This window comes from Sorangium sp. So ce321 (assembly GCF_051530195.1).
In the GTDB taxonomy this organism is placed as follows: Bacteria; Myxococcota_A; Polyangia; order Polyangiales; family Polyangiaceae; genus Sorangium.
The window spans coordinates 13,850,842-13,877,042 of record NZ_CP150329.1 but is presented as its reverse complement, the minus strand read 5'-3'; the positions used below and the strand labels follow the sequence as shown (position 1 = coordinate 13,877,042).

Sequence of the window (26,201 nt, the reverse complement as noted above, 5' to 3'; positions counted from 1 at the left end):
CCGGGCGCCGCCCTCCGCCGCGACGGCATCAGCGCGCCGGCTCGCCCGCGCGCCGCCCCCCCGCCGCGACGAGCATCAGCGCGCCGGCTCGCCCGCGAGCTCCTCGAGCACCACCTCCGGCGCGACCGGCTTCACCAGGTGGGCGTCGCACCCGGCCTCCCTGGATCTGCGCAGATCGTCCGGCTGCCCGTAGCCCGTGAGCGCGACGATCCTCGGCGCGCCCGCGCGCGTACCGCCGCGCAGCCTCCGGGCGACCTCGTAGCCGTCCATCTCGGGCAGGCCGATGTCGAGCAGCACCACCTCGGGCGCGAAGCTGCGCGCCACCTCCAGGGCCGAGGTCCCGTCGTGGGCCAGCGCTGTCACGTGGCCGGCCTGCTCCAGGAAGAGCGCGAGGCCGAGCGCGTGGTCGCGGTTGTCGTCGACGACGAGGACCCGGCGCGCGCGCTCGACCGGCGCCGGGGCCGCCGCCTCCTCGGGCCGGCCGGGCGCGTCCACGGCGGGCAGGCGGACCGTGAACTCGCTGCCGCGGCCCTCCCCCTCGCTCGCGACCGATACCGAGCCGCCGTGCAACTCGACGAGCCGCTTCACGAGCGTGAGCCCGATCCCGAGCCCGCCGCGCGAGCGGTCGAGCGTCGGGTGCGCCTGCTCGAACAGGCCGAAGATGCGCGGCAGCATCTCCCGCGGGATGCCGTACCCCGTGTCGCTCACCCGGAGGACGGCCTCCGCCCCTTCCCGGCGCGCCGAGAGCCGGATCCGCCCGCCCTCGCGGGTGTACTTCGCCGCGTTCGTGAGCAGGTTGACGATCACCTGCTCCAGGCGCGCGGAGTCGCCGAACACCGCGAGCGGCGGCGGCCCCACGTCGAGCGAGAGCGCGTGCCGCGCGCCGTCGATCAGCGGGGTGACCGCGGCCACCGCCTGGGCGATGACGTGGCCCAGATCGAGCGGCTCCCGCTGCAGGATGATCTTGCCGCGGGTGATCCGCGAGACGTCGAGCAGATCGTCGACCATGCGGCCGAGCTGGGAGAGCTGCCGCTGCATGACCGACTGCGCCCACGCCCGCCGCGGCTCGGGCACCGAGGGCATCTGCGACACGCGCAGCGAGAACTGGATCGCCGAGAGCGGGTTCCGGAGCTCGTGCGCCAGCGTGGCGAGGAACTCGTCCTTGCGGCGGTCCGCGTCGAGCAGCGCCCGCTCGGCCTGCTTGAGCGCGGTGATGTCGTGGATCACGCCGACGGTCCGCACCGCCTTGCCGCGCTCGTCCCTGAGCACGGCGCCGCGCACCACCACCCAGCGGATGCTGCCGTCCTTCCGGACGTAGCGCTTCTCCCTGCGCCACTCGCGCAACGCGCCGCTCACCGCCTGCGCATAAGCGTCGATGTCCCGCTGTCGATCGTCGGGGTGCGTGAGATCGAAGAAGGTGAGCCGGAGGAGCTCGGCCTCGGAGTAGCCGGTCAGCTCGCAGAACTCCCGGTTGGCGCCGACGATCTTCGCCGTCGGCGGCTCCCCCGCGGCCACGGCCACGCCGGCCAGATCGAGCGCGAGGTGGAGCTCGCGCCCGCTCAGGAAATCGACGGGAGCCCCGCCCGTGTCGCGGTGGAGCCGCGCGGCGCCGGCGCTCTCGCCCCCGGACAGCGCCGCGCTCCCCACGCTTTCCCCATCTCGCGTCGATCCCACCCGCCCCCCGTGGCGCCTCCCCGGACCACCAGCCTTCGCGCCGGCGGCCGTGGGGCACGGCGTCGGCGTCATCCTAGACCAACCGCGCGCGCGTGACAGCAGGCGCGTCCGGCGCGCGGCTGTCGCGCCGACGGATCCCTCGACCCGCCGCGCGGGCGCGGGGTAGCATCCCGCGCCCCTCACCTGACCATCACCTGATAGCAAGGAGCGCCGCGCGCCCCGTCGCCCGCGGCACGCAGACCCCATGAAGATCGCAGTGATCTCAGGCAGCCATCGCAATGGATCCGAATCGGGAAAGGTCGCCCGCCACGTGCAGCAACAGCTGTCATCGTCGCCGGACGTCACCTCCACGTACGCGCTCGATCTCGCCGATAACCCTCTTCCGCTGTGGGACCCGGAGGCATGGCAGCCCTCGGAGAAATGGGCGAGCGCCTGGTCCCCCATCTCCGCGGAGCTCGCCGCGTCCGACGCGTTCGTCGTCGTGGCGCCGGAGTGGGGCGGAATGGTCCCCGCGGGATTGAAGAACTTCTTCCTCCTCTGCTCCAAAGGCGAGCTCGCGCACAAGCCCGCGCTCATCGTCGCGGTCTCCGCCAGCATGGGCGGCTCCTATCCGATCGCCGAGCTGCGCATGAGCAGCTACAAGAACACCTACCTCTGCTACATCCCGGACCACGTCATCGTGCGCAACGTCCGCGGCCTCCTCAACGACCCGGCGGCGCAGTCCCCCGACGATGAGCGCATCCGCGAGCGGCTCCGCTACGCGCTCGGCCTCCTCCTCCAGTACGGCAAGGCCCTGCAGCTCGTCCGCGCCAGCGGCGCGATCGACCTGACCAGGTACCCCTTCGGGATGTAAGCCCCGCCCGCCGGCCCCATCGCCCCGCCGGCCCCATCGCCCCGCCGGCCCCATCGCCCGCCGGCGCACCGCGACGGCCGACATCCACCCACATCAGCCGACACGACAAAGGCCTCGTCTGGCTTGGCGCAGGGCGTCACCTGGCGCACGCCACATTCATCCGCTATCTTAGATGCGCGTCTGTTAAACTGGCGCACAGCACCTATGACAATGCCCTTGCTCACGCTTCCGAACCCGGGCGCGATGTCTTTGTCGGCGCGCGCCAAGGCTGTGGTCTTCGAGGACGAGCGATCGCGGGCGTTGCTCGACCGCATCCGGCGGCTCGCGCCGAGCGACGCCACGGTCCTTGTCACCGGCGAGACCGGGACGGGCAAGGAGATCGTGGCGCGTCACATCCACGCGCTGAGCCACCGCGCGCGGCGGCCGTTCGTGGCGGTGAACTGCGGCGCCTGGTCGGAGTCGCTGGTCGAGAGCGAGCTGTTCGGCCACGAGAAGGGGGCGTTCACCGGGGCGACCACGGCGAAGGCGGGCTGGTTCGAGTCGGCGGACGGCGGCACGCTGTTCCTCGACGAGGTCGGCGACCTGCCGCTGCAGCTCCAGGTGAAGCTCTTGCGGGTCCTGCAGGAGCGCGAGGTGGTGCGGCTCGGCTCGCGCCAGCCGATCCCCATCGACGTCCGGCTCATCGCCGCGACGAACGTCGACCTGGAGGAGGCGGTGGCCGCGCGGCGCTTCCGCGAGGACCTCTTTTACCGGCTCAACGTCGCGGCGGTCTCGCTCCTGCCGCTGCGCGAGCGGCCGGGCGACATCCTCCCGCTCGCGAGCTACTTCCTGTCCGTCTACGCGAGCCGGGTCGGCGTGGCGCCGACCGAGCTCACCCCGGAGGCGGCGCAGCGCCTCCTGGAGCACCCGTGGCCCGGGAACATCCGGGAGCTCGAGAACGCGATTCACCACGCGCTCCTCGTGTGCAAGGGCCACCGGATCACCCCCCCCGACCTGCGCCTCAGCGCGCTCCAGCCCAGGGCGTCCACGGTGCCGCCGGCCGCGCTGGCGCCCACGGCGCCGCCGGCGAGCAGCAGGGTGGTCCCCGAGGCGCCGCTGGCCGCGCTGGAGAGCGCCCTCCTGAGCCTGTTCGAGCAGAACCACCCGGGCCTGCACGAGCACATCGAGGGGGTCCTCCTGCGCACGGCCTACCGCTATTCCCATCGCAACCAGCTCCAGACAGCGCGGCTGCTCGGCATCAGCAGGAACATCGTGCGCGCCCGGCTCGTCCAGTTCGGCGAGCTCGCCCGCTCGCCGCGCGCGCGGGGCGGCAGCGAGCCGCCCGAGTCCGGGCCGATCTCGAGCGGACCATGCTCGCTCGACGAGGCCGCGTGCGAGGTCGAGGAGCGGGACGCCCCGCTCGATACCGTGCGGATCGGGTGCCAGCGGTTCGGGCTCCTGATGAGGCTCGTGAAGCTGAAGGGGTCGCTCGATCGCGCGCTCGGGCGGCGCGGCGTGAAGGTGGAGTGGGTCGAGTTCCACAGCGGCACGCAGCTCGCCGAGGCGCTCCGGGCGACGCAGGTCGACCTGGGCCTCGTGGGGGAAGGTCCCCCGATCTTCGCGCTCTCGGCGCGCGCGCCCATCGTGTACCTCGCGGCGGAGCCGCCGGCGCCCGAGGGCGAGGCGATCATCGTCCACCGGGACTCGCCGATCCGGACGGTGGCTGATCTGAAGGGGAAGACGGTGGCGCTGAACAAGGGCTCCAACGTCGACTACCTGCTCATCCGGGCGCTCGAGGAGGCGAACGTGCGGTACGAGGACGTCAACCTGTCGTTCATCCCGCCCTCGGGCGCCCGGGCGGCGTTCGAGAGCCGCGAGGTCGACGCGTGGGCGATCTGGAATCCGATGCTCTCGACGGTCAAGGACGCCACGGGGGCGCGGGTGCTGCGCGACGGCAAGGGGCTGGCGACGAACAGGGCCTATTACATCGGCGCGCGCGGCTTCGCCGACGCGCACCCCGACGTCGTGCAGATCTTCCTGTCGGAGGTGAAGGCGATGGGGGAGTGGGCCAACGAGAACACCGCGGCGGCCGCGGCGCTCCTCGCCCCGCACCTCGGCCTGCCGCAGGCGGCGCTCGTCGCGGCGCTCCAGCGGCGGCGGTTCGGCCTGCGCGCGCTCGACGCCGAGCTCGTCGCGTCGCAGCAGGAGGTCGCGGACGCGTTCCTGAAGCTGCGGCTCATCCCCCATCCGATCCGCGTGGCCGAGGCGCAGTGGGCTCCGCCGTCCCGGCGGGACCGGATGGCGCGCTGCGAGTCGGCGGTCGCGGTCGCGTGCGCGGCGGCCGGGGGGCGATCCGGCTAGATCCGCGCGTCGCCAGGCTCGTCCCTGCGGCTCGCCGGGCGGGCGTTCGGCTCGACCAGGACACGCCAGATCCGCTATGCTGGCCAGCGCCGGCCCGCCGAGGGCCACGGCGACATGCCTTCAGGGCGGGAGTGTCCCCTCATGCTGCTGGCAAGAGTTCGTGATCAGCTCCGCGGGAAGGACGAGGAGCCGACGCCTGCTCCCGAGGTGAAGGACGTCGTCCTCCTCGTGCCCGGCTTCCTCGGCTTCGACCACTTCGGCGGCTTCTTCTATTTCGCCGACCGCGTCTGCGGGGCGCTGCGCGGCGCGCTCGAGGTGAAGCTCGGTCGTCAAGGGCTCATCCCGGTGATCCCGGTGACGACGCGGCCCACCGCCTCGCTCGAGGCCTGCCAGGCGTCGTTGATCGCCTTCCTCAAGCGGGTCATCGAGCAGTTCCCGAACGCCAATCTCCACCTCGTCGGCCACAGCACCGGGGGCGTGCACGCACAGCTGCTCACCAGCGCGCGGCCTCAACGGGAGGGTTCTTGGGAGCGCGAGGACACCGAGCCAGGCGGGTGGCGCTCGAGGATCCGATCGGTGATCTCCCTCTGCGCTCCGCACTGGGGTACGTACCTCGCCCACTGCGACCTGGCCTCGCTCGCCCGCCTCGACCTCGGGCCGGAGCTCCTGGGCGTCGGCCGTCCGCTCATGCACCTGTTCCGCCTGACGGTGGTCGAGTCGGCGCTCTCGGCCTTCGATCTCACGGTCGGGACGGCCACGGAGCTCTGGGGCTTCCTCCTCGACGTCCGCAACAACCGGCAGCTCATCGACGCGCTCACACCGGAGAACATGGCCAGGGTGCGGGACGTGGACAGCAGCGCCGGGCCGCGGCTGCCCGTGCACCTGCGGAGCTTCGTGACGGTGGCGCAGATGAGCGACGACTCCGACCCTTTCTTCTGCGACCTGTACACCCGGGCGGCGGACACGAGCTCCGGCGCCCCTTCCTCCGTCGCCGCCGAGGCCGCCGCGCGCCTCACGCGCGAGCTGCGCCTGCACGGATCCGGTGGTCCCTCGCGCCGGTGCCGCGTCATCAAGTTCCCCCACGCCCCGGAGCTCGACATCACCGCTGCGGGCAATGACGGCATTGTCAACAGCGCCCATCAGCTCCTGGATCCGGGCTCGCCGGAGGAGCTGGCCGGCATCGTGGTCGCCGATCATGCCGATGTGATCGGGCACTACGACCGCCTGGAGCTGCGCGCCGCGGCTGGCGGAGGAGCGGTCGGCTGGTCCCGGTACAAGCGAGGGCTCTTCCGCAGCGGGTCGCGGTTCCGGGACGAGCAGTTCTTCGAGCTCTACGGGGCCATCGCCGACGAGCTGCTCGCGGCGATCACCGCGGGAGCCCCGAGCAGGAGGGCGCCCGCCAGCTCCGACGACCGCCTGCGCGCGACGATATCGAGCTTCCCGCCGCCGTCCGACGGCTAGATGGACGGCGTGCTGTCGGTCGCCGTTGCGCGGACAGCCGCGCATCACGGGCAGCGCGGCGCGGTGTACTCTCCGCTCGGATCGACCTCCCAGAACGAGTCCAGGGTGACCCGGAACCGCACCTCGGTCTCGTCGATGGCGAGGATCTCGAGCGTGCCCGGCACGATCGACCCACCTCCCCAGGGGCAATCGTCCGGCTGCGGAGAGTAGGGCTCGCCTGTCTCGCTCATCATGCTGTAGCGGATGAGCTCGGGATCATCGAGGTCATAGACCCCGACCTGCTGGTACGCGCTCGGCAGCGCGATGCTCAGCTGCCAGTGTCCGCCGCAGGTCAGGTGTGTGGTCGGCGAGCCGCACGAAACGCCGAGATCCGATGCACGGAGAAAGAGGTCGTTGGGATCGAGCTCCACGTCGCCCCCCCCGGTGCTCCCGGTCTGGACGTCACCCTGGCTCTCCCAGTACTCGTCCCAGAGCACGTCCAGCTGCGCGCGCGTCTGCGCGACGGCCGTCAACGTATCGCCCGGATCACCATCGCCCGGATCACCGCCGCTCCCCGAGCCGCCACAACCCTCATGGCCCGGCGAGCCGCCGTGGCCCGACGGCTCGGCAGGGTCGGTCGCGCCGCCGTCGTTCGACCCGCCACCGAGGATGGTCACGTCGCAGGCGGCCAGCAGGAAGGGCATCAAGATACAGAGCGTCGAAGCGGGTTTCATCATGGCGTTCACCAATGCAGGACGAGCGCCAACCTGGAGACAGGGAGAAACCACGGCAGACACCGCTGCACGGAGCGCCGAGTGTGCCACGGGTGTGCCAGCGTGCGCCTTGGATGTGCCGAGGCCGTCCTCCGGGCGCGCCGGTGGCTGGCTCAGGATGACGGGGCGGCGTCATGCATGCGCGCCGTTCTCGCCGAGCCGCGCGCCGCTCGCGCCGTCGGACGCGCCGTTCGCTGCCCGGGCGTCGGCCCTGGAGGGCGAGCTCGCCTGGGCCCAGCGGATATCGTCTGATGAGGGATCGGCATCTCGATGCCGTGCGCGTCGCCCGCTCACCGAGATGAGTCTTGGTATTTCGATGGTGGGCGGATCCGACGAATGAGCCGGTCACCGGCGGAATCATGCCGGTCCTTGAGAAACTACGCCTCATGAGCTAGCAGCCAGAGGCTCACTTTCGAGTTGATGAATCAGGAGATTTCATGTTACGATTTCTCGGCCTGGCATTGGCAGGTCTGCTCGTCGCCGGCAACGCCTTCGCGCAGAACGACGGCTCGTTTGGCTCGATACAGGCGATCAAGAAGCACACCTCGGGGGTCCACGACGGCTGGCGGACCGTGACGTTCGTCGACGGCGCGCTCGTACAGGACCTGCCCGGCTTCGGCCCGGCGACGGTCAACCAGTACTTCCTCTGTGAAGACATGCGGTATCGTGCGGTGTGCCCCAATCCCGAGGCGATGGCCGCGGAGCTCGGCACGCTGACCGCGTTCTTCCAGTCCCCGGGCGAGGAGGTCTACGTTGACAACGTGCTGTACAAGCCGCGTACCGCCCCGTGGACCGATACGGTGAGGATCACGACCTGCTACGGGGACAGCAGCCCGGTGCTGTGGGGAGGCGCGATCAAGTACTACCGCGTGACGCACTGGAGCAGCGAGTTCGGCTGGACTCATCACATCGATCGCGGGTGCACCGGCATTTGACCGCTTGATGGGAGCGCGGAAGTACACCGTCTGAGCGCCTGGGGCGCGTCGTTCAGGGTGGGAGCGGCGCGTGGGCCTCGTTCGAGGCCGCCGGCGTCGAGGCGCCGGGCCGGCAGCCGCTCGACTTGCGCCGAGTTGGCCATGGCGCCGCAGCGTGGCGCCGCAAGGCGGCCTGCTCGGATGCGACCCGGCGACAGCAGGGGAGCCGCCCTGCGCGCCCCTCTCAGAAAATTGCGTGCCCGTGAGATTTCATGAAGGACCGGCGGGCTCACCGGCATCCACGGACAGCGACGCATTTCTCGACCGCCATGACCTGGCGAGCCGCGCCTGGCACCGTGGGCTTCCTGCGCATGCGGCGGTTCGCGCGCGGGAGCGCCGCTCCGCGCCGCCCGGCATTGCGGTCCTCTCCAGGAGATCTCATGCTCTCGAAGCACTCGAGTCCGAACGTTCCGGTGCGCTCAAGGTCCATTTTCGGCGCCGCCGCGGCGTGGCGGGGGGCGCGGCAAGCCGCGCTGCTCGCGTTCGCAGCCCTGCCCGTCGCGTGCTCGGACCTCGGGCCGGGGGACGGCGAGCTCGCGGACGTCCCGGAGAGCGAGGCCGCCTCGGCCGCCCAGGCGCTCGCGCTGCCGTTCCCGATCGATCCGCGGAAATCGCTCCTCGTCACGGACGTCGACGTCGTGTCCGAGTTCAAGCTGGTGGACGTGCTAGAGCAGCTGATCGACCAGTCCGGCGCCCCGGGCCTGACGCCCACCACGCTGTTCCATCGGCTCCTCGACACGAACCGCACCGACGCGGCCGGGCTCTTCGCCGACGTCGAGCACTGCGACGAGGTACCCGGGAATCGCGACGACATCCACCCGCCGTTCGACCCCGCCAAGGTCAGCCTCGTGGTCCCCTTCGAGCAGCAGGTCCCGACCGGCTCCAGGAACGGATGGCCGATGTTCTGCCCCCGCGACATCGGGAACGACGCCACCCGCGATCCTTTCTCGGACCCGACGGCCAGCCACGCGTTCATGGCCACGACCCTCGCGAACCGCTTCGACCTCGCCCCGCCGGACGGCGCCAACTGCGGTGAGTACCGGGTCGTCTTCGCGAGGCGGTCTGGCGCGTCCGCCCCCCTCGTGCGCAGCTTCATCATCTTCGAGGCCCGGCTGCCCAACCCGAACCCGAGCCTTGGCCGCCAGGCTTGCCGACCGGTCGTGGAGTTCTGGCAGAGCCAGTCCGATCCCGCGAAGAGCCCGGCGACGCGGGCGAGCGAGCTGAGAGACTTCTACTTCAATGGCCTGCCCGGCTTCGAGCCCGTCATCCACATCGATCACTACGGCAACGCGCCTGGCGCGGAGCGCGGCCAGATTCGAACCAATGACTTCACCTTCCTCGCGAACGGTCAGGCGGCGCTCAACACCACCTGGTCGCTCCGGGAGCTCAAGCTCACGCACGGGACCAGCGCCGCTCCCTCGCTGAGCATCGTCCCCTCCTTCGTCAACGACAACCCGGCCGCGAAGCTCTTCGCGCCCACCACGTCGACCGACCCGCGGATCACGGCGTTCCAGGGCTCCGTCTTCCCGGGCACGGTGGAGAGGCTCGCCGCCACCGACGACATCAACCGCTTCGCCTACCGGACGCCCCTGCCCGTCGAGATGAACGCCGGCGAGAGCGTGGCGTCGCCCTTCCACAACAACTACCTGAACGCGTTCGGCGACGGCGGGAGCCTGAAGACCAGCATCACGAGCAAGCTCAGCTCGATGGGCAGCGACCTGAACGCGGAGCAGATCGTCGCGCGCGCGCAGACCCTCTCCTGCGCGGGCTGCCATCAGCCGATGGGCAGCGACGGCAACGCGACGAGCACCTTCGACGTCGGCGTGCCCGGGACCTTCTTCCCCCGCACGCTGAGCTTCACCCACACCTCCGAGAAGACGGAGCCCATCGACGGCACGACCCGGCAGCGCTTCATCATCTCGGGCGCCCTCATCAACCACTTCCTCCCGTACCGCCAGCAGGTGATGGAGGAGTTCCTCCTCAACAACCCGGTCCTCGGGTTCGAGAAGCCGGGCGCGTGGACCGCGACGAGCGCCCTCCTGTCTCAGCACACGGGTCGGGTGAAGGAGGGCATCGCCTCGCTGGAGCTCCGCCCGCTGGCCAGGACGAGCTCGATCACCAGCGCGAGCTTCAGCACCGCGGGCCTCACGCCGGTGGGCAGCACGATCAAGCTCGATGTCTTCCTGCCGAAAGCCCTGCTGGGTCAGAACCTGAACGGCAGCATCCAGGCGCGGCTCTCGATTCCGTCGGCCGGCATCAACAACCTGTCGGTCGGGAGCGTCTCGCTGGCCAGCCTCACCCGGGGCGCATTCACCACCGCCACATTCCCGGCGCTCCCGGCGAGCGCCGTGGACGCGCTCAACGCAGCGCCGAGCGACGTGCAGCTGCAGTTCGCCTTCGACATGACCATCGGCTCGCGTCCCTACTACCTGGACAACGTCCGGTTCGAGGACTGATCGGCCTCGCGCCCCCGCCAGGCAGGACGCCGGCGCTCCCGCCGGCGTCTTTTTTTGCGGCCAGGAGAACGGGAGAACTTTCGGCGCCGCGAGGCGTCTCAGCTCCCCGGAGGTCGCCGCCCGATATGGCTCGACGTCGTCGTCTCTTGCCCGCGCGCTTCGCCGCGCGCGCTCTCCTGTGCCCGGCGCTGCTCGCCGCCGGGTGCGCCCAGCCGGCCGAGGATCCGGACGCCACCGGGTACGTGCTGCTCGACCGCGCCGCCCGCGAGCGCTGGACCGTGACGAGCGACGGCTGGGAGGGCGCGCCGGTGCTGCCGGTCGCCCTCGACGTGCAGGAGCCCGCCCTGCTGCGCGGCCCGGACGGCGCGGAGCTGCTCGAGCTGCGCGGGGGCACGCTCGCGCACGTGCGGGGCGCCGCGGGCGAGATCCGCTGGCTGGCGGTGGGCGCGGAGGCGCGCGGCGACCGCCTGGTGCTCCGCGCCAGCGGCGCGGCCGCGGCGGAGCTCGCGGCGCTCGTCGGCGGCGAGCTGGCCGCGCGCGGCGACGGCCTGTGGACGCTCACCGCGCCGGAGCTGCTCGACCGCGCCTCCTTCCTCGATGCGCCCGGGGGCGTGCTCGAGGTCCTGCCCGACACGCAGCGCGACCCCGGCGCGCTCGACGCGCTCGCCCCCCTGGACGCGCGGCTCTCCGCGCTCGCTCCCCTGGACGCGCGGCTCTCCCTGGGGACGCCCGTCGCCAGGCCTGCGTCCGCCGGAGACGTCACCCCCGGCGCGCCGGACCCCGGTCGCGCCGGAGCGGAGGTGGTGGGCCTCTACGCCGCGGAGCTGCAGACGCTCCTCCTGGACGCGTCCGGGGGCTTCACGCTCGAGGACCGCTGCACCGGCGAGGTGCTCGCCACCGGCACGTACCTCGCCGTGGCGGATCGCGTCGTGCTGAGATCCACCGTCGGGGAGCCGATCGTGCTGGGCCGGGATCGAGAGAAGCTGTTTCACCCGGGCTGGGCGGACTTCGCGCCGCTCGCGCCCGAGCCCGCGCGGCGCGGGGTGTCCGGACACGAGACGACCGAGGAGGCCGGCCAGCGCGCCGGCGAGGAGTGACCATGAACCGCAGGGTTTTCCTGGGAGCGACCGCGGCGGGGCTCGCGGCCACCGCGTGGCCCGCCTTCATCCGCGACGCGTTCGGTGACGGCGCCGCGTGCGAGATGAACGGCAAGCCCTCCACCGCGCCGCCGGTGGCGCAGGTCTCGGCCGCCTTCCGCCGCGCCCAGCAGGCGGGGAAGGCGCTGCTCGTCCTCGTGATCCCCGCCGACGACAGCGCCAGGTGGGAGCGCGGCCGGGCCTTCGGCGAGCTGCTCAACTTCGGCGCCGACAGGGACCTCGCCCCGCTCGCCGGCGTCGAGGTCGTCTGCGCGACGATGGCCGACCTGAAGAAGATCGTGCCCGGCGCCGGCGCCGGGGAGCCGCTCATGGTGCTGGTCAGGACCGACAAGGTGCCCGCGGCCGCGACGCCGCTCGACGCGTCGCTCCCGGCCTACAAGAGCGGGCGCGGCATCGACCGCAAGAGCTGGGAGCAGCAGCAGAAGGACGAGGAGAAGATCGCGGCGCAGCGGATCGGCGCGCTCGGGGACCTGCTCCGCAAGAGCCTCGGCGGCGCTGACGATCGCGACGTCGCGGCCCGGGCCGCGGGCGTGCGCGCGCGGCTCGTGAAGCAGCCGCCGGCGGGCGCGCACTGGGCCAGCAGCAGCGGCTGCGGGACCACGATCGAGGGCGTCGAGGAGAACGGGGTCATCGGCTGCGGCATGGGGCACGTGCCCGAGAAGTCCCGGCGCTTCCTCTACTTCTTCTCGGTCGAGCAGCGCGGGTAGCCGCGGTGATCCCGGTCGGCCTCACCCTCCAGCCCGATGCGGAGTTCCTCGACCTGCTCGCGGACGTGATCCGGCGCGAGGCCGACTACTACGAGGTCGCGCCCGAGACGCTCTGGCGCGTGTCGGACCCCGCCGAGGCCGATCTCCGCGAGAACGGCTTCCACCGCCGCTTCGCCGACCTCGCGCGGACGACGGGTCGGCCGTTCGTCGCGCACGGCGTCGGCTGGTCGCTGGGCACCGCCGCGGCCGCGGACGCGGGCCGGCGCGCCCGATGGCTGGCGGCGGTCCGGCGCGATCATGCGGTCTTCGGCTTCCGCTGGTACACCGACCACCTCGGCGTCAGCGCGCCCGCGGGGCTCGCCGCCGGGCTGCCGCTCCCGCTGCCGATGAGCGTGCACAGCGCCGCCGTCGCCCGCCGCGCGCTCCGGGCGATGCAGGCCGTCGTGGAGGACGTCGGCGTCGAGAACAGCGTCAGCTACTTCGTGCTCGGCGACCCGCTGGACGAGCCGCGCTTCCTCGGCCGCGTCCTCCAGGCGCCGCGGACGCACCTCTTGCTCGACCTGCACAACGTCTACACCATGGCGCAGAACTTCGGCTTCGAGCCGGCGGAGTACGTGGCGCGGCTCGACCTCGCCCGGGTGATCGAGATCCACGTCTCCGGCGGCAGCCCGAGCGACCCGGGCTGGCTGCCCTCCGGCCGGGTCCTGCGGCTCGACGGCCACGACGACGCCGTCCCCGAGCCGGTGTGGCGCCTCCTGGAGGAGGTCGCGCCGCGCTGCCCGAACCTGCGCGGGGTGACGCTGGAGCGCATGGAGGGCACGGTGCACGGAGCGGAAGACGCGGCCGCCGTGCGCGAGGAGCTGCGCCGCGCGCGCCGCGCGCTCGGCCAGCGCGGGGGGCGCCGGTGACGCGCGCGGGCGCGGGCAAGGGCAAGGGCGCGAAGGGCAAGGGAGCGGCAGGCGCGGCAGGCGCGGCAGGCGCGGCAGGCGCGGCAGGCGCGGCAGGCGCGGCAGGTAAGGGAGGCGCGGCAGGTAAGGGAGGCGGGAGAGCGCCGGCGCGGGGAGCGCGGCTGACCGGCGCGCAGGCGCACGCGCGCTACGAGGAGGTCGTGGCCCGCGCGATGGCCGCCGCGGACCCCGTGGTCGCGCTGCGCGCCGCGGCCGCGGATCCAGCGCTGCCGCCCGCGCTCCGGCGGGCGCTGCGCGGCGCGGACGAGGACGGCGTGCGCATGTCGGCGCTGCTCGTGGCGCGGCTCCGCTTCGAGCGGCTCCTGCGCGGCTCGCCCGAGGCCGAGGCGTGGTTCGACCGCGACCCGGCGGCGTTCAGCGCCGCGTTCCGGCGCTACAACGCCGAGGTGCCGCCCGCGGCCTTCTTCCCGGCGGGCGAGGCGCGCCTGTTCCGCGGCTGGCTCGAGGCGCAGCCGCCGCGCTGATCCGCGCGGACGTTGGCGTGCGCTAGCACGCGATGAAGGGCAAGGACCGCCGGCACGCGCTCCTCGTCTTGCACGACAACATGACGCCCGCCCCTGAGCGCAAGCTGCTCGGCCAGGTGAGGCTCGTCCTCCTCGGGCGCCGGGAGGCGCCGCGTCACCGGGCGATCTGCGACAGCGCGAACGCGTACGCGTCCGCGAGCTCCTCGACCAGCGCCTGCACCCTGTCGCCGCCGCTGTGCCCCGCCTTCTCCTGGATCCTCAGCAGCACGGGGCCGCCCGTCGAGGCGTTCTGCAGCGCGGCCGCGAACTTGCGCGCGTGCATCGGGTCGACGCGATCGTCGCTGTCGACCGACATGAGGAGCACGCCGGGATAGGCCGTCCCCGGGCGCACCCGGTGGTACGGGGAGTAGGCGAGGAGCGCGCGGAGATCATCGGGGTCGTCGGCAGAGCCGTACTCCTCGATCCACGTCTTGCCCGAGCCGAACAGGTGGTATCGGACCATGTCGAGCAGGGGCACCTGGCACAGCGCCGCCTTGAAGAGGTCGGGGCGCTGCGTGATGGCCGCGCCGACGAGCAGCCCGCCGTTCGAGCGGCCCTCGATCACCAGCCGATCCGGCCGCGTGTAGCCCTGCCGGACCAGGTGCTCCGCGGCGGCGATGACGTCGTCGAACACGTTCTGCTTGTTATGCCGCATCCCGGCGCGGTGCCAGGCCTCGCCGTACTCGTCGCCGCCCCTCAGGTTGGCGACGGCGAACAGGCCGCCTCGCTCGAGCCACGGTATCGCCCTCGACAGGAAGCTCGGCGTGATCGACATCGAGAAGCCCCCATAACCGTAGAGCACGGCCGGCGCAGCCCCGTCGCGCGGAGCGTCCTTCCTCTGGAGCACGAACATCGGCACCCGCGTGCCGTCCTTCGAGGTCACGAAGACCTGCTCCGTCGCGTAAGCCGCGGTGTCGGCCGGCACCCGCGTCCGGTACGCGACCTCCGTGCGCCCGGTCCGCACGGAGAGCTCGTGCCGCCGGGTCCGTGCCCCGGACGGCCACGTTGCGATAGAGTGCTCGCCAGAAGCACCGAGATGCCGAGAGGACGAGGATGAAGCTGATCTACTTCCCCGTGCGCGGGCGCATGGAGCCGGCGCGGCTCATGCTGGAGCTCGTCGGCGCGCGCTACGAGCTCGAGACGATCCCCTTCGAGCTCTGGTCAGGACCGGAGGGCAAGGAGCGGATGCTGCGATGTACGCCGTTCGGCCAGCTCCCCGTGCTCCAGGACGGGGAGCTCGTCCTCTCCCAGTCGCAGGCGATCAACCGCTATGTGGCGCGCAAGCTGGACCTCTACGGCGACACGCTCGAGGAGAGCGCGCGCGTCGACGAGATCACCGAGACGGGCAACGAGATACTGCACGACATCGGCCTTGTTTGCTGGAATCCGCTCTTTCACGAGGTCCGCGCCGAGCACCGCGTCCTGACGAGCAGGAAGCTCGAGCTGCTGGAGGAGCATTTCCTCCGCACGAGCGCCGACGCGGAGCACTGGGTCCTCCCCGGCCGCTACACCCTCGCCGACGCCACGATGGCGTTCGCCCTGGAGTCGATCTGGCCTCTGCAGCCGGGGCTCCTCGAGGACTTCCCGAAGCTCCGACACGCGATGACGGCGTTCTTCGCGGCCGACGGCGTCCGCAGCTACGTGCGCAGCGACCGGCGGTTCCGCACCTGGACGACCCCGAGCGCCGCGTTCGGCGGGAAGCCCGAGGAGACCCACCACTGGGCGGCGGATTGACCGCGCAAGCGAGCGATCACGGCGCCTGTCCAGCGCCGGGGCGGCGGGGATAGGGCGGTCTCCTGGGCGAGGGGCCGCTGCCCCGGCAGCACCCGAGCAGCACCCGCTGCTGCTCTGGCAGCAGCGCGCCGCCGAAGCCGGGTGAGCGCGTCAGGGAGCGCACCGGAGGCGATGGCACGCCGCGTGCTCACCCGGCGCCGCCATATGACGGGTTCATCGTCGACAGCGCGCGTGCAGGCAGGCCTCGAGCAGCTCCGGTCCGGGGGGATGGTCATCCTCCTCGACGACGAGGCGCGCGAGGACGAGGGGGATCTCGTCGTGATGGCGGAGCACGCGACGCCGGCGGCCATCAATTTCATGGCCACCCACGGCCGGGGGCTCATCTGCCTCGCGCTCGCCGAAGAGCAGGTGGACCGGCTCGAGCTGCCGCTCATGGCCACCCGGGCGGGCACGCGCCGGTCGACGGCGTTCACCGTGAGCATCGAGGCGCGCGAGGGCGTCACGACCGGCATCAGCGCGCACGACCGGGCGCGCACCATCGCCGCCGCGATCGCGCGGGGGGCGTCGCCGCGCGACCTCGTCTCGCCGGGGCACGTCTTCCCGCTCAGGGCGCGCCGCGACGGCGTCTTCGAGCGCGAGGGGCACACCGAGGGCGCGGTCGACCTCGCGCGGCTCGCCGGTGGCCTGCCGGCCGCCGTGATCTGCGAGATCATGAACGATGACGGGACGATGGCGCGCCGCCGTGACCTCTCGCGCTTCGCCGCGCGCCACGGGCTGCCGATCCTCGGCATCGGCGACGTCCTCCGCCACCGGGTGCAGACCGAGGACGTCGCCGCGCGCGTCCGGACGGCCCCGTTCCGGCCCGCGGGCCTGAGCGGCGAGTGGAAGGCGCACACGTACCGGATCCGGCGCGACAGGCAGCTGCTCCTGCTGACGCTCGGCGCGCCCGCGCCCGCGCCAGCCGAAGCTCGCGCGTCGCTCGTGTACACGCACCGCGCGGCGCTGGTCTCGGATCTCCTCGGCGACGCCGACCTGTTCGACGCCCTGCGAGACATCGAGTCTGCCGGCGCCGGCGCGGTGATCTACGTGCCCCCGCCGGCGCACCAGCCGGCCCCGGGGGAAGACGCGGGCATCGGGCTCGAGCTCGCGGTCGCCGCGCACGAGCTCGGAGCGCTCGGGCATCGCCGGGTCACGCTGCTCGACTCGAGGGCTCCGTGGCCCGCCGGCCCGAAGCGGGAGCTCGACCTCGAGACGGGCGAGCCGCCGGCGTCGCCGGAGCCCCACGGGGCGCCGCTGCCGGCGCGCGGCCGCGCGGCCCCTGGGCCGGCGCGAGCGCCGCGCGGGGGGCTCGGCAGGGTGGCGGAGCCGGAGGACCGCGCCGTCGGGTGAGCGTCGCGGCCCGGTGAGCCGCGACGGGCGCGAGACGGGCGCCGCTGAGAAATCCCCTGATTTTGCAGCCCTTTCCAGAGGGGAAATTGAACAGGGAGGCGGGGAGACAGGGAGTGTTTTGAAGATTCCCCTCCCCGTCTCCCCGCCTCCCTGTAAATTTTCCGAAGAGTTTGAGGGGATGCCTCAGCGGGCGCCGGCGTGGCCTACTCGGGCTGCCCCGCGCCCGTCCCGTGGGCCTCTCCTCCCATGGCCGCGGGCGCCTCCTCGGAGGGGGCCAGCGCGCCGGCCTCGCCGCGCGTCACGCGGCGGTCCCCGTCCCTGTCGAGCGCCTTCAGCATCTCGCCGACCACCACCTCGGACGGCGTCTCGGCCGTCACCCTCGAGACAGCGGCCTTCAGCTCCTCGGCCGAGACGGCGCCGTCCCGGTCGGCGTCGATGGCCTCGAAGGTCCCGAGCTGGCGCCAGAGCTCCACGGCGAACGACTCGACGAGGACGAGCTTCGGCTCACGCCCGCTGTCGGCCGGCGGCACCTTCTCCGGGTGCTCCTGCGCGAAGCGGACCAGCGGGGCGATGTCATCCATGCCGCCCAGCAGCCCTCGAACGAGGGCGATCCGGTACTCGCGGTCGTCGACGAGCGGTCGGCCGCCGATCGCGATCAGGGCGCCGCGGGCGTCCGTCGCCATCCGGTCGTCGACCTGGAGGTAGCCGCCGTGCTGGGCCGGGGCGCGCGACCGCGACGCGGCGACGGCCTCGCGGACGACGCGGCCGGGCAGCCCGACCACCACCACCTCGTTGCTGAAGGGGACCTCCGCCTTGAGATCTCCGTAGGTGAAGCGCCCCCGGTACGCGCGCCCCCCGCGGATGCCGCCGCCGTTGAACAGGCACCCATCCGCCTGGAGCGCGTCCCGGATCCGCGAGCAGATGAGCTCCCCGAGCGAGGTCTGCTGCGACCGCGTCCCGACCGACGAAAGCGCCCGCCCCGGCGGGAGCCGGAGGAGGGTGGCCGCGTCGAGATCGCGCACGAGCCGCATGTGGCGGTCCACGCGCGCTCGCATCGCCGGATCTTCCGGATAGCGAGCGACTTCCTCGAGCCGGACGGCGACCGCGGGCAGGTCGGGCGCGCCGGCCGGAGGCGCCTCGGCCGGCCACGCGAGGTCGACGATGGCCGCGCTCGCCGCGTCCGTGCCGGCCTTGACGACCCAGCAGCCGTCCACGTCGTCGATGAGCACCTCGTGCTCGTGACCGCCGACGATCACGGGAAAGCGCGGGTCGCGCTGGCTCCGCGCGAGCGCGAGGTCGCTGTCGCGGCTCTGGTGCGTTATCGGGATCACGCAGGCGCAGCCCGCCGCGCGGACGAGCCGGTCGGCCCAGCGGACGGCCGCCTCGTTCGCCGGCTCGATGGCATACCCCCCGAACGCACCCCGCCGGTACAGGCCCTGTACGTGGACGAGCAGGCCGAGCAGGCCGACCCGGACGGTGCGCCCGCCAGGCCTCGAGATCTCCACGATCTCGTGCGTGGGCAGTGCCGGAGCGAACGCGGGCATGTTGGTGTTGAGCCAGGTGCCCCGGAACTCCTGCACCCGCGCCCTGAGCTCCGGAAGCTCGATATCGGCCTCGTGGTTGCCGAAGATGGCGTGCGTGATCGGCACCGCGTTCATGCAGTCGATCATGCCTCTGCCGTGATCGAGGCTCGACAGCAGGCTCGGCGCGAGGAAGTCGCCGGCCATCACCACCAGGAAGCGATCCGCCGGCCCCGCGGCGTGGCGCTGCACCAGGGTCGCGAGGCGCGGGAGGTTGTCGAGCGAGTAGACGTCGTTGACGCAGACGATCCGCAGCGAGGGGCCTCTCGGCAATCCTTGGTCACCGGCGGTCATGCCCGCCACAAGATAGACCATCTCGCAGATTCGCGCTCTCCTCCGGGCAGCGCCGCGGCGCCGCCTCGCGGCCCGCCAGCGCTGTCAGCCCGGCCACGCTATCGTCGGGGATCGACGCCCTCCCGTCCGGGCGCGCGGGGCCCCCGCCGTGCGCCGCACCGGGCTGCCGCCTTTCACTCGCACCGGGGCGGCGATGGCGAGAAGCACTCCCCCGCGGCATTGCAGTACGTCCTGCCGCACTTGAGCTTCGGCTTCGCATCGGGCAGCGGGCCGCGCGCGCTCGGCGAGACCTTCGTGGTCGCCGCGGCGCTCGCCGACGGCGCGGGAGCAGGCGCAGAGCCCGTCGCCGCGGCGGTCCCGGGCGCCGTCGTCGCGGTCCCGGGCGCCGTCGTCGCGGTCCCGGGCGCCGTCGTCGCGGTCCCGGGCGCCGTCGCGGTCCCGGGCGCCGTCGCCGCCGTCTCGGGCCCCGCCGCGGCGCTGGACGCCTCCGGCGCCGCCCGCTCGGGCAGCGGCACCTCGGACCGACCGCAACCGGCGCTCGACCCCACCGCGAGCCCCAGGACAACGGCACAAACGCACGCCCGTGGGCTCATCGTGCGCATCACCGATGGCTCCTTGCCCACGCGATCTCGCTCTGCCCGGCCGCGATCGCGTCCATCCAGGCCGCGAGCCCCGGGTACGCCGCCTTCACCTGCTGCGCGTACCCGGCGAACGCCCCCGGATCCCGCGCCGCCAGGAGCTCCGCGGCGAGCCCGTACGCCTCGGGCGCGAACACCCCGCCCAGCACGTGGAGCAGCGCCGGATCCACTGTGTCGAGCCCCTCCGGGCCGTGGATCAGGTACTTGATGAGCCGCGGATACCGGAGCGGATCGCCGCGATCCGTGGGGGGCGCGAGCCGGCTCGGATCGAACGGCGGCCGGCGGAGCCAGCGCCCGAACGAGCCGGCCGCCTCGACCTCGGGGCGGAGCTCGTCGAGCGACGCGCGCTCCGCGTCCGTGGGCTCCCGGAACAGCAGCCGCCCGCGGGCGCTCTCGGCGATGTGCGGCGGGGCTCCGTAGAGCAGCACGCCGTCGACCGCGCCGGCCGCCAGGTCGTCCGGCAGGAGCTCGGAGATCTCCACGAGGAGCCTGCGGACCTCGCCGGCCCGCAGGCGGAAGCTCGGCGCCGAGAGCTCGGGATCCACAACGGCTGTCGGCGCCTCCTCGAAGAACGGCTCCGCCTCGCCCGGCCGCCACAGCCGGAGGCCGATCGCGCCCCGCAGCGCCGCGGGCGACGGCAGGGGCAGCCGCAGCAGCGACGCGCCCGGGGGCGCGCTGCCGATCGTGATGCCCACGTACACCGGGAAGCCGAGCACGTACTCCGGCTCGACGTCGACGCCCACGAGGGCCGGGACCGGAGGTGTGATGTCCGCCGCGCTCACTTCCACGCGAGCCCCTTGTTGTCCTCGAGGTGGACCCGCCGCACCTCCTTGAGGTGCCTGCCGCAGACGTCCATGCCGGTCTTCCCCGACGTCGCGGGGATGAGGTTGCGCTTGTCGTCCACCATCCAGTTGGGCCTGTAGTTCATGCAGCAGGTCTTGTCGCGCGGCGCCCGGAAATCGAAGTAGCCGCACTTGTGCGGCATGCCGAACGCGTGGACGAGCTCGTGCACGATGGTCCCGAGGATCCGCTCGCGGTAGTTCGGCTTCGGCTGGCCGGTGGTCGCGTCACGGTACGCTTGGTGGTGCGTGAACATGATGGTGCGGCCGGCGAAGTACTCCTTGCCCTTGGCCGTCACCGTGGGGCTGATGCCGGCGGTGTAGAAGGCCCCGGGGTTGAACACCTTGACCTTCACCTTCGCGGCCATCCCGTAGCCGCCGGGGGTCACGGCGCCGCCCTTCTTCCGGTGCCTCGGCGAGTAGTTGTACTGCACCTTGTACGCGTGCGCGATCGACCCGTCGCCCGCCGTGAACTCCGGCTGGGCGTCGTGCTCCACGATCCAGAAGCGCGTGATCGGCCCGGTCGGCTTCGTCTCGGTCTGGACGCTGAACAGGTTGAAGCCGACCGTGTCCGAGCCGGAGGTGAGCTCGGCGAAATTCGCGTCGGGGAACGTCCCCGGGACCTCGAAGTACTCGGACAAGTTCGCGCCCGCGCCGCCGCTCTTCAGCTCGGCGTCCCCCTCGAAGACCTTGTCGCCCTTCTTGCTCGGCAAAGGGTGCGGCTCCATCGCGGAGATGACGCAGAACCAGCCGGGCTTCGCCTTGTTCGTGAAGACCTTGTCGACGTAGGCCACACACTCGGTCTCGAGGTCCTCGTCCTTGGGGGCCATGTTCGGCTGATCCGCGACCTCCCGCTCCGGCTCGCAGTCGAGCTGGACGCAGCACGGCTCGAACGGCACGGGCACGCCGTCCATCGGCAGGGCGAACGCGCTCTTCATGCGGATGGACTCCACCCGGATCCGGTGCCACATCGTCATGATTCCGGTCTCGGCGCCGAACCCTTCCACCTGCGTCGCAGAGTCGATGTCCGCCCGGACGATGAAGTTGTCCCCCGCCGTGTCGGGGCAGTGGAAGACGACCTTGCTCTCGTCGCCGACGATCGTCGTCTTCGCCTCGGTCGCCGCCGCGGAGGCGAGCGCGAAGCCGGAGACCGCCTCCCACGGCGGGCTCTTCGCGGGCTTGCCCTCGTTGTCGCCCGCGCGCGAGCCCTGGTGCTTCCCGGCGGCGTCATAGTCCTTCTTGTCGACGTACGCCCCCCACGCGGCGTGGAAGCCCGGATCATCGTTGGTCGGGTCGTCCGGCTCGACGACCGTCCACCGGATCTTCGCGTCCGCCGGGAGCTTCCCCCGCTGCACCGTCACCTTGGCGGTCAGCTGGATGAGCTGCTCGTCCTTGGCCCAGGCGCCGGCGAGGTCGCTGTTCACGTACACGCGGCCGAGGTGGTCCTGGCTCGTGTACCCGGGCCTCGCCTCGGCGCGCTTCACCCCCGGCGCGCCCGGCGAGACGGGCGCGTACAGCCCCAGCACCTCCGTGATGGATACGAGCACCGTGTTCGGCGCGCGCAGCGTCGCGCGCGTCTTCTCCCCCTCGGCGACGCGGGGCACGGGCACCGCGCCCGGCGCGGGGGGCACCTCGCGCGTGAACACGTCGCAGCGCAGGAGCGGACCTCCGCCGAGCTCGTGGACCCGGGTCGGGTAGGGGCTGCTCAGGCTGCCTGTCACGGCGCCGAGGCGCTTCGAGCCGGCGTCGCCCTGATCGTCCCAGATCTCGACGGTGACCGGGATCGCCCCGCTCGCGGCGACCTCGAGCTTCCACGGGATCGCCTCCGCCGTCAGGTCGAGCTCCTTCGCGCCGGCCGGGATCGGCTTGCTGCGCCCGAAGCGGCGCCCGGCGATGAAGCCCAGCGCATACGGCCGCTTCGCGCCGGCGAGCAGCCCATCGACGCCGAGGACCTTCTGGAGGGTGATCGTGACCGCGGCCGTCTGTGCCATCGTTTCTTCTCGTCACGCGCCGTCGTGGCGTTTCAGGAGCTTCGCGCGCGTCGCGTCGTCGAGGACCCCGGTCGGCTCGAGGCCCGACGCCGACTGGTACCACGCCAGCGCGTTGGCCAGCTCGGGCCCGTCCTTGCCGTCGACCTCGCGAGAGAAATAGCCGAGGTTCTTGAGGCGCCCCTGCACGCCGCTCGCGCTCTCGATCGGATCGAGGTGCCCGAGCTGCAGCGCCCAGATGACCCCGCCGGCGCGCGCCTCGTCGTTGCCCGGCGTGTCCGGCCAGGCCGCGAGCTCCGCGCCCTCCAGATCGGCGGGGATGGAGTGCTCGATGGGGCTCTTGCCGTCCGTCGCGCCGCTGACGACCACGTCGCGGTATTTCAGCTCGTACGCGAACGGCTCCTCGACCTCGAGGAGGAGGCGGAGCACCGTCTTCGGGACCTTGACCGTGAAGACGTGCTTCCCGCCCGTCGGGACCTCGACCGCCTTCGGCGCCATGTCGGGGATGACGAGGACGTCGCCCGGATAGATGAGGTTCGGGTTGGGGCGCCGCTTCTTGAACTCGGCGTTGTCAGGGTGGTTGTAGATGACTCGCCAGTCAGAGAATCCGTACTTCGGGGCGATGCTCGAGAGGCATTCTCCCTGTCTGACGATGTGCTGATGAGGCATCGTTCCTCCAGGAGCGAACACCCGCAAGCCAATGATTCGTCGGCATCGTACCGCGACGCGGCGGCGCTCTCAAGCGCCGTGAACAGGCCGGGCGAATGGCTTGGGAGCGGAGGCGACCGGGAGGCGGTCGATTGTCATGCCCGCGCGCGCCCGCGCCTTGACTCGCCCCATGCGGCGTGATGACGTGGAGGCTCGGGGTGAACTGAGGACGCAATGGGCCACCGCTGGGGCTTCGGCAGCTTCCCTGAGAAAGTGTGGTTCGCGCGTCGATATGACGCGCCGTTGCCGGACGGAGCCAGGGTGCTTCCAGCGCTGGAAGCGGCGTGGCAGCTCGAGGCGTGGCTCGCCGACGCCGCACACGGCCGGGCGATCCTCACCGAGATCGGCGAGGCGCTCGGCTTCCCTGTGTCGACGGGACCCGCGCTCGATCCGAGGGAGCTCGTGGCGCGGCTGCGCGGAGCGCTCCTCGACGGGAGCCTCTACGCATACCGGATGCCGTACACCTCTTCCAGCGCGCCCATCGGGCCGCCGGAGGTGATCGAGCCCAGCCAGCCTGAGCCTCCGGCCAAGGAGGACAAGACCTGGGTCGGGATTCAGCTCATGGACGACGGCACCCCGCCGCAGCCTGTCCCGTTCAAGAAATACCGTATCGAGCTGCCGGACCAATCCGTTCGCGAGGGATTGCTCGATCAGAACGGTCAAGCCCTGATCTCGGGCATCGATCCCGGGACCTGCAAGATCTCGTTCCCTCAGTTTCACGCAGACGACTGGCAGCCCGCCTAGGGCGGCCCCGCTCAGCGCTCGGTCAGGACGTCGTCGAGCGTGGGCGAGGTGATGACGTCGGGGCGCGCGCAAGCTCCCGCGCGCTCCGCTCGCGAGCGGCGCCCGTCGCACGGCGCCCGTCGCACGGCGCCCGTCGCACGGCGCCCGTCACACTCTTGCCCGCTCGCTCGATGGTCCGGTCATGAGAGCCGCCTCCCCGACCGCCCTCGCCCTGCTCTTGCTCGCCTGCTCCTCCACCCCGCGCGACCCGGCGCCGCCCCCAGCGCCGCCGCCGCCGAGCGCCCCGGCCGCCGCCGAGCTGCCGCCCGCTTCGCCCTGCGCCCGCCGCGGCGCTGGCCCCGCGCCCGCGCCCCTCGATCCGACGCACGCCGGCTCCGGCGTCGCCCTCGCGGGCCTCGGCGGGCGCACCCTCGCCTTCGTCGCCGACGAGGACGACGGCGCCATCCACACCGTGGACCTCGACGCCCGCGCCGCGATCGCGCGCACCCCGCTCGCGGGCCGGCCCGCCCAGGTGATCGTGCTCGGCGACGGCCGCGTCGTGGCCTCGCTGCGCGACCGCGGTCTGCTCGAGGTGCTCGAGCCGGGCGACGCCGCCGCCCCGCTCGCGCGGCGCTGCCTCGTGACCGTGGCGAGCGAGCCGGTGGGGCTCGCGATGACGCCGGACCGCGCGACGCTGCTCGTCGCGAGCCGCTGGGGCCACGCGCTCACCAGCCTCGCGACCGCCGACCTCCGGCGCCTCGGCGAGCTCCCGCTCGCGCGGGACCCCAGCGCCGTCGTCGCGTCGGCGGACGGAGCGCGCGCGTTCGTCTCCCACGCGGTGGGCGGCCGCGTCAGCGTCGTGACGCTCGGCGAAGGCGGCGCGCCGACCGGGGCGCGAGAGCTCTCGACGGATGGGGCGGAGTGGCGCTTTCAGACGATGCTGTCGAAGAAGTCCAGCCTGCAAGCCCCCCGCCCGAGCGCGCCCGCGCCGAGCGCGTCCGCGCGGAGCCCAGGCTTCGATCCGCTCGACGACCTGCTGTCCCTGGCGCGCCCTCGGTCGGCGCGCGTCGAGCGCCGCGGCTCCCAGGGCTTCGCGCTGGCGCGCGCGGCGAACGGCGCGGTGTTCGCGCCCATCGCGCTCGTGGACCCGGGGCCGGCCACGGGCGGCGGCGGCTACGGCAGCGCGCGCGTCCCGACGGTGATCGAGCACATCGCGGTCATCGACGCGAGCGGCGAGCGGGCGGACGTCCCGCCGGTCTCGAGCCACCTCGGGACGCAGGGCTGTCATCTGCCGCGCGCGGCCGCGATCGAGCCAGGCGAGGAGGTCCTGCTCGTCGCCTGCCTCGGCCTCGACGAGGTGATCGCCTACGACGCCCGCGCGCAGGTCCCTGGCCAGCCGCCGCGGGTCGGCTCGGTGCGGGATCGGGAGCTCTTCCGCGCCCGCGTGGGCGCCGGGCCCACGGCGATCGCCGTCGACAGCGCGCGCCGGCGCGCCGTGGTCTTCTCGCGGTTCGACGGCGAGCTGACCATCCTGCCCGCCGCCCGCGACCCGGGGCCGACCGAGATCCGCGCCCCCAGCAAGGAGCTCGCGGGCGAGCTGCCGGTCGTCGTCCTGCCCCGCGCGTCGCGCCTCGACGAGCAGCGCGCGGAGGGCCAGCGGCTCTTCCACGCGGCCGGCGGGCGGCGCATCGCGTTCGACGGCCGCGCCTGCGCCAGCTGCCACCCCGACGGCAGGGACGACGCGCTCACGTGGTCGACGCCGGAGGGCCCGCGCCAGACGCCGATGCTGATGGGCCGGCTCGCCGGCACCGCGCCGTACGGCTGGGAGGGCGACAAGAAGGACCTGGAGGGCCACTTCGCCCGGACCATGTCGCGGCTCGGAGGCACCGGCCTGCGCGCGGACGAGCGCGACGCGATCTTCGCCTACCTCCGCGGCATGGAGCGGCCCGGCGAGGCGGCGGTGTCCTCGGCGCCGGCCGAGGAGCGCGCCGTCACCGTCGGGCCGCAGCCGCCCGCCGTGCAGGCCGGCGCCGTCACGGCCGGCGCCAGGGAGGCCGCCGCCCGCGCGGACCTCGCCGCGCGCGGCGACGCGCTCTTCCACAGCACCGGGGCGGGCTGCTCGAGCTGTCACCTCGGCGACGAGCTGACCACCGACGGCGCCCGCCACGACGTGCGCAGCGCGACCCGGTTCGAGGCCGTGCGCGCCTTCGATACGCCGTCGCTGCGCTTCATCGGCCGGTCCGCGCCGTACTACCACGACGGCCGCTATGCGACGCTGCTGGCGCTGGTCGAGGGCGTCGACGGCACGATGGGCCACACAGCGCACCTGTCGGGCGAGGATCGGCGGGCCCTGATCGCCTACCTGGAGTCGCTCTGACGCTGGCTCTCCTCCGGCGTCGCTCTGACGCTGGCTCTCCTCCGGAATCGCTCGGACGCTGGCTCATCCGGAGTCGCCCTGCTCTC

General features: G+C 72.8%; 21 protein-coding genes and 1 pseudogene. 14 read left to right on the top strand and 8 right to left on the bottom strand.

Annotated elements, in window-relative coordinates; genetic code table 11:
* Positions 1 to 75 precede the first annotated feature (75 nt).
* Positions 76 to 1,647: a hybrid sensor histidine kinase/response regulator gene (locus tag WME89_RS51540; RefSeq protein ID WP_438006838.1), complete on the bottom strand. Its 1,572-nt coding sequence runs from the start codon at positions 1,645 to 1,647 to the stop codon at positions 76 to 78.
* 271 nt (positions 1,648 to 1,918) lie between these two features.
* On the opposite strand from WME89_RS51540, the gene WME89_RS51535 reads away from it, so the two are divergent.
* From WME89_RS51535 to WME89_RS51520, 4 genes and pseudogenes are all read left to right on the top strand, one after another.
* Positions 1,919 to 2,527 carry an NADPH-dependent FMN reductase gene (locus WME89_RS51535; protein ID WP_438006837.1) on the top strand — a complete coding sequence of 203 codons (609 nt, stop codon included), beginning with the start codon at positions 1,919 to 1,921 and terminating at the stop codon, positions 2,525 to 2,527.
* Between the two features lie 210 nt (positions 2,528 to 2,737).
* A pseudogene (locus tag WME89_RS51530) lies at positions 2,738 to 3,820 on the top strand (sigma-54 interaction domain-containing protein); the annotation flags it as partial.
* Between the two features lie 114 nt (positions 3,821 to 3,934).
* Complete coding sequence (locus tag WME89_RS51525) at positions 3,935 to 4,867, top strand: aliphatic sulfonate ABC transporter substrate-binding protein (protein WP_438012076.1); 933 nt, start codon at positions 3,935 to 3,937, stop codon at positions 4,865 to 4,867.
* A 141-nt stretch (positions 4,868 to 5,008) separates the two neighbouring features.
* Complete coding sequence (locus WME89_RS51520; protein ID WP_438006836.1) at positions 5,009 to 6,328, top strand: esterase/lipase family protein; 1,320 nt, start codon at positions 5,009 to 5,011, stop codon at positions 6,326 to 6,328.
* Between the two features lie 44 nt (positions 6,329 to 6,372).
* On the opposite strand, the gene WME89_RS51515 is transcribed toward WME89_RS51520, so the two are convergent.
* On the bottom strand, positions 6,373 to 7,044 hold the full coding sequence (locus tag WME89_RS51515) for a hypothetical protein (protein WP_438006835.1): 672 nt from the start codon (positions 7,042 to 7,044) through the stop codon (positions 6,373 to 6,375).
* Between the two features lie 473 nt (positions 7,045 to 7,517).
* Here WME89_RS51515 and WME89_RS51510 point away from each other — a divergent pair, with 473 nt between their 5' ends.
* The 6 genes from WME89_RS51510 (at position 7,518) to WME89_RS51485 (ending at position 13,806) form a co-directional block, all read left to right on the top strand.
* Positions 7,518 to 8,015 (top strand): hypothetical protein, encoded by a 498-nt coding sequence (locus WME89_RS51510; protein ID WP_438006834.1) that lies wholly within the window; start codon positions 7,518 to 7,520, stop codon positions 8,013 to 8,015.
* Positions 8,016 to 8,467: 452 nt separating this feature from the next.
* On the top strand, positions 8,468 to 10,510 hold the full coding sequence (locus tag WME89_RS51505) for a hypothetical protein (protein ID WP_438006833.1): 2,043 nt from the start codon (positions 8,468 to 8,470) through the stop codon (positions 10,508 to 10,510).
* A 125-nt stretch (positions 10,511 to 10,635) separates the two neighbouring features.
* Entirely contained in the window at positions 10,636 to 11,607 is a 972-nt protein-coding gene (locus WME89_RS51500; RefSeq protein ID WP_438006832.1) for a hypothetical protein, read from the top strand.
* Between the two features lie 2 nt (positions 11,608 to 11,609).
* A complete protein-coding gene (locus WME89_RS51495) occupies positions 11,610 to 12,374 on the top strand; it encodes a hypothetical protein (RefSeq protein ID WP_438006831.1) in 765 nt (254 codons plus the stop codon).
* 5 nt (positions 12,375 to 12,379) lie between these two features.
* A complete protein-coding gene (locus tag WME89_RS51490; RefSeq protein ID WP_438006830.1) occupies positions 12,380 to 13,282 on the top strand; it encodes a DUF692 domain-containing protein in 903 nt (300 codons plus the stop codon).
* Positions 13,279 to 13,806 (top strand): hypothetical protein, encoded by a 528-nt coding sequence (locus WME89_RS51485; protein WP_438006829.1) that lies wholly within the window; start codon positions 13,279 to 13,281, stop codon positions 13,804 to 13,806. Before WME89_RS51490 ends, WME89_RS51485 begins: the two co-directional genes overlap by 4 nt.
* A 154-nt stretch (positions 13,807 to 13,960) precedes the next feature.
* Here WME89_RS51485 and WME89_RS51480 read toward each other — a convergent pair whose 3' ends face one another.
* Complete coding sequence (locus tag WME89_RS51480; protein ID WP_438006828.1) at positions 13,961 to 14,809, bottom strand: prolyl oligopeptidase family serine peptidase; 849 nt, start codon at positions 14,807 to 14,809, stop codon at positions 13,961 to 13,963.
* Positions 14,810 to 14,898: 89 nt separating this feature from the next.
* On the opposite strand from WME89_RS51480, the gene WME89_RS51475 reads away from it, so the two are divergent.
* A complete protein-coding gene (locus WME89_RS51475; protein ID WP_438006827.1) occupies positions 14,899 to 15,579 on the top strand; it encodes a glutathione S-transferase family protein in 681 nt (226 codons plus the stop codon).
* A 204-nt stretch (positions 15,580 to 15,783) separates the two neighbouring features.
* The gene (gene ribB / locus WME89_RS51470) at positions 15,784 to 16,968 is read left to right on the top strand and encodes a 3,4-dihydroxy-2-butanone-4-phosphate synthase (protein WP_438006826.1); all 1,185 of its coding nucleotides are present in this window, start codon (positions 15,784 to 15,786) and stop codon (positions 16,966 to 16,968) included.
* A gap of 203 nt (positions 16,969 to 17,171) precedes the next feature.
* Here ribB and WME89_RS51465 read toward each other — a convergent pair whose 3' ends face one another.
* The 5 genes from WME89_RS51465 to WME89_RS51445 form a co-directional block, all read right to left on the bottom strand.
* Positions 17,172 to 18,863, bottom strand: coding sequence for a 5'-nucleotidase C-terminal domain-containing protein (locus tag WME89_RS51465; RefSeq protein ID WP_438006825.1), 1,692 nt, complete (start codon positions 18,861 to 18,863; stop codon positions 17,172 to 17,174).
* A gap of 152 nt (positions 18,864 to 19,015) precedes the next feature.
* Positions 19,016 to 19,444, bottom strand: coding sequence for a hypothetical protein (locus WME89_RS51460; protein WP_438006824.1), 429 nt, complete (start codon positions 19,442 to 19,444; stop codon positions 19,016 to 19,018).
* On the bottom strand, positions 19,444 to 20,268 hold the full coding sequence (locus WME89_RS51455; RefSeq protein WP_438006823.1) for a hypothetical protein: 825 nt from the start codon (positions 20,266 to 20,268) through the stop codon (positions 19,444 to 19,446). Before WME89_RS51455 ends, WME89_RS51460 begins: the two co-directional genes overlap by 1 nt.
* Positions 20,259 to 22,310 (bottom strand): hypothetical protein, encoded by a 2,052-nt coding sequence (locus WME89_RS51450; protein WP_438006822.1) that lies wholly within the window; start codon positions 22,308 to 22,310, stop codon positions 20,259 to 20,261. The genes WME89_RS51455 and WME89_RS51450 overlap by 10 nt, the downstream gene beginning before the upstream one ends.
* Before the next feature lie 12 nt (positions 22,311 to 22,322).
* Positions 22,323 to 22,976: a peptidoglycan-binding protein gene (locus WME89_RS51445; protein ID WP_438006821.1), complete on the bottom strand. Its 654-nt coding sequence runs from the start codon at positions 22,974 to 22,976 to the stop codon at positions 22,323 to 22,325.
* Between the two features lie 300 nt (positions 22,977 to 23,276).
* On the opposite strand from WME89_RS51445, the gene WME89_RS51440 reads away from it, so the two are divergent.
* Together WME89_RS51440 and WME89_RS51435 are read left to right on the top strand one after the other, a co-directional pair.
* Entirely contained in the window at positions 23,277 to 23,759 is a 483-nt protein-coding gene (locus tag WME89_RS51440) for a hypothetical protein (protein WP_438006820.1), read from the top strand.
* Between the two features lie 181 nt (positions 23,760 to 23,940).
* Positions 23,941 to 26,115, top strand: coding sequence for a cytochrome C peroxidase (locus tag WME89_RS51435; protein ID WP_438006819.1), 2,175 nt, complete (start codon positions 23,941 to 23,943; stop codon positions 26,113 to 26,115).
* Positions 26,116 to 26,201: the final 86 nt, after the last annotated feature.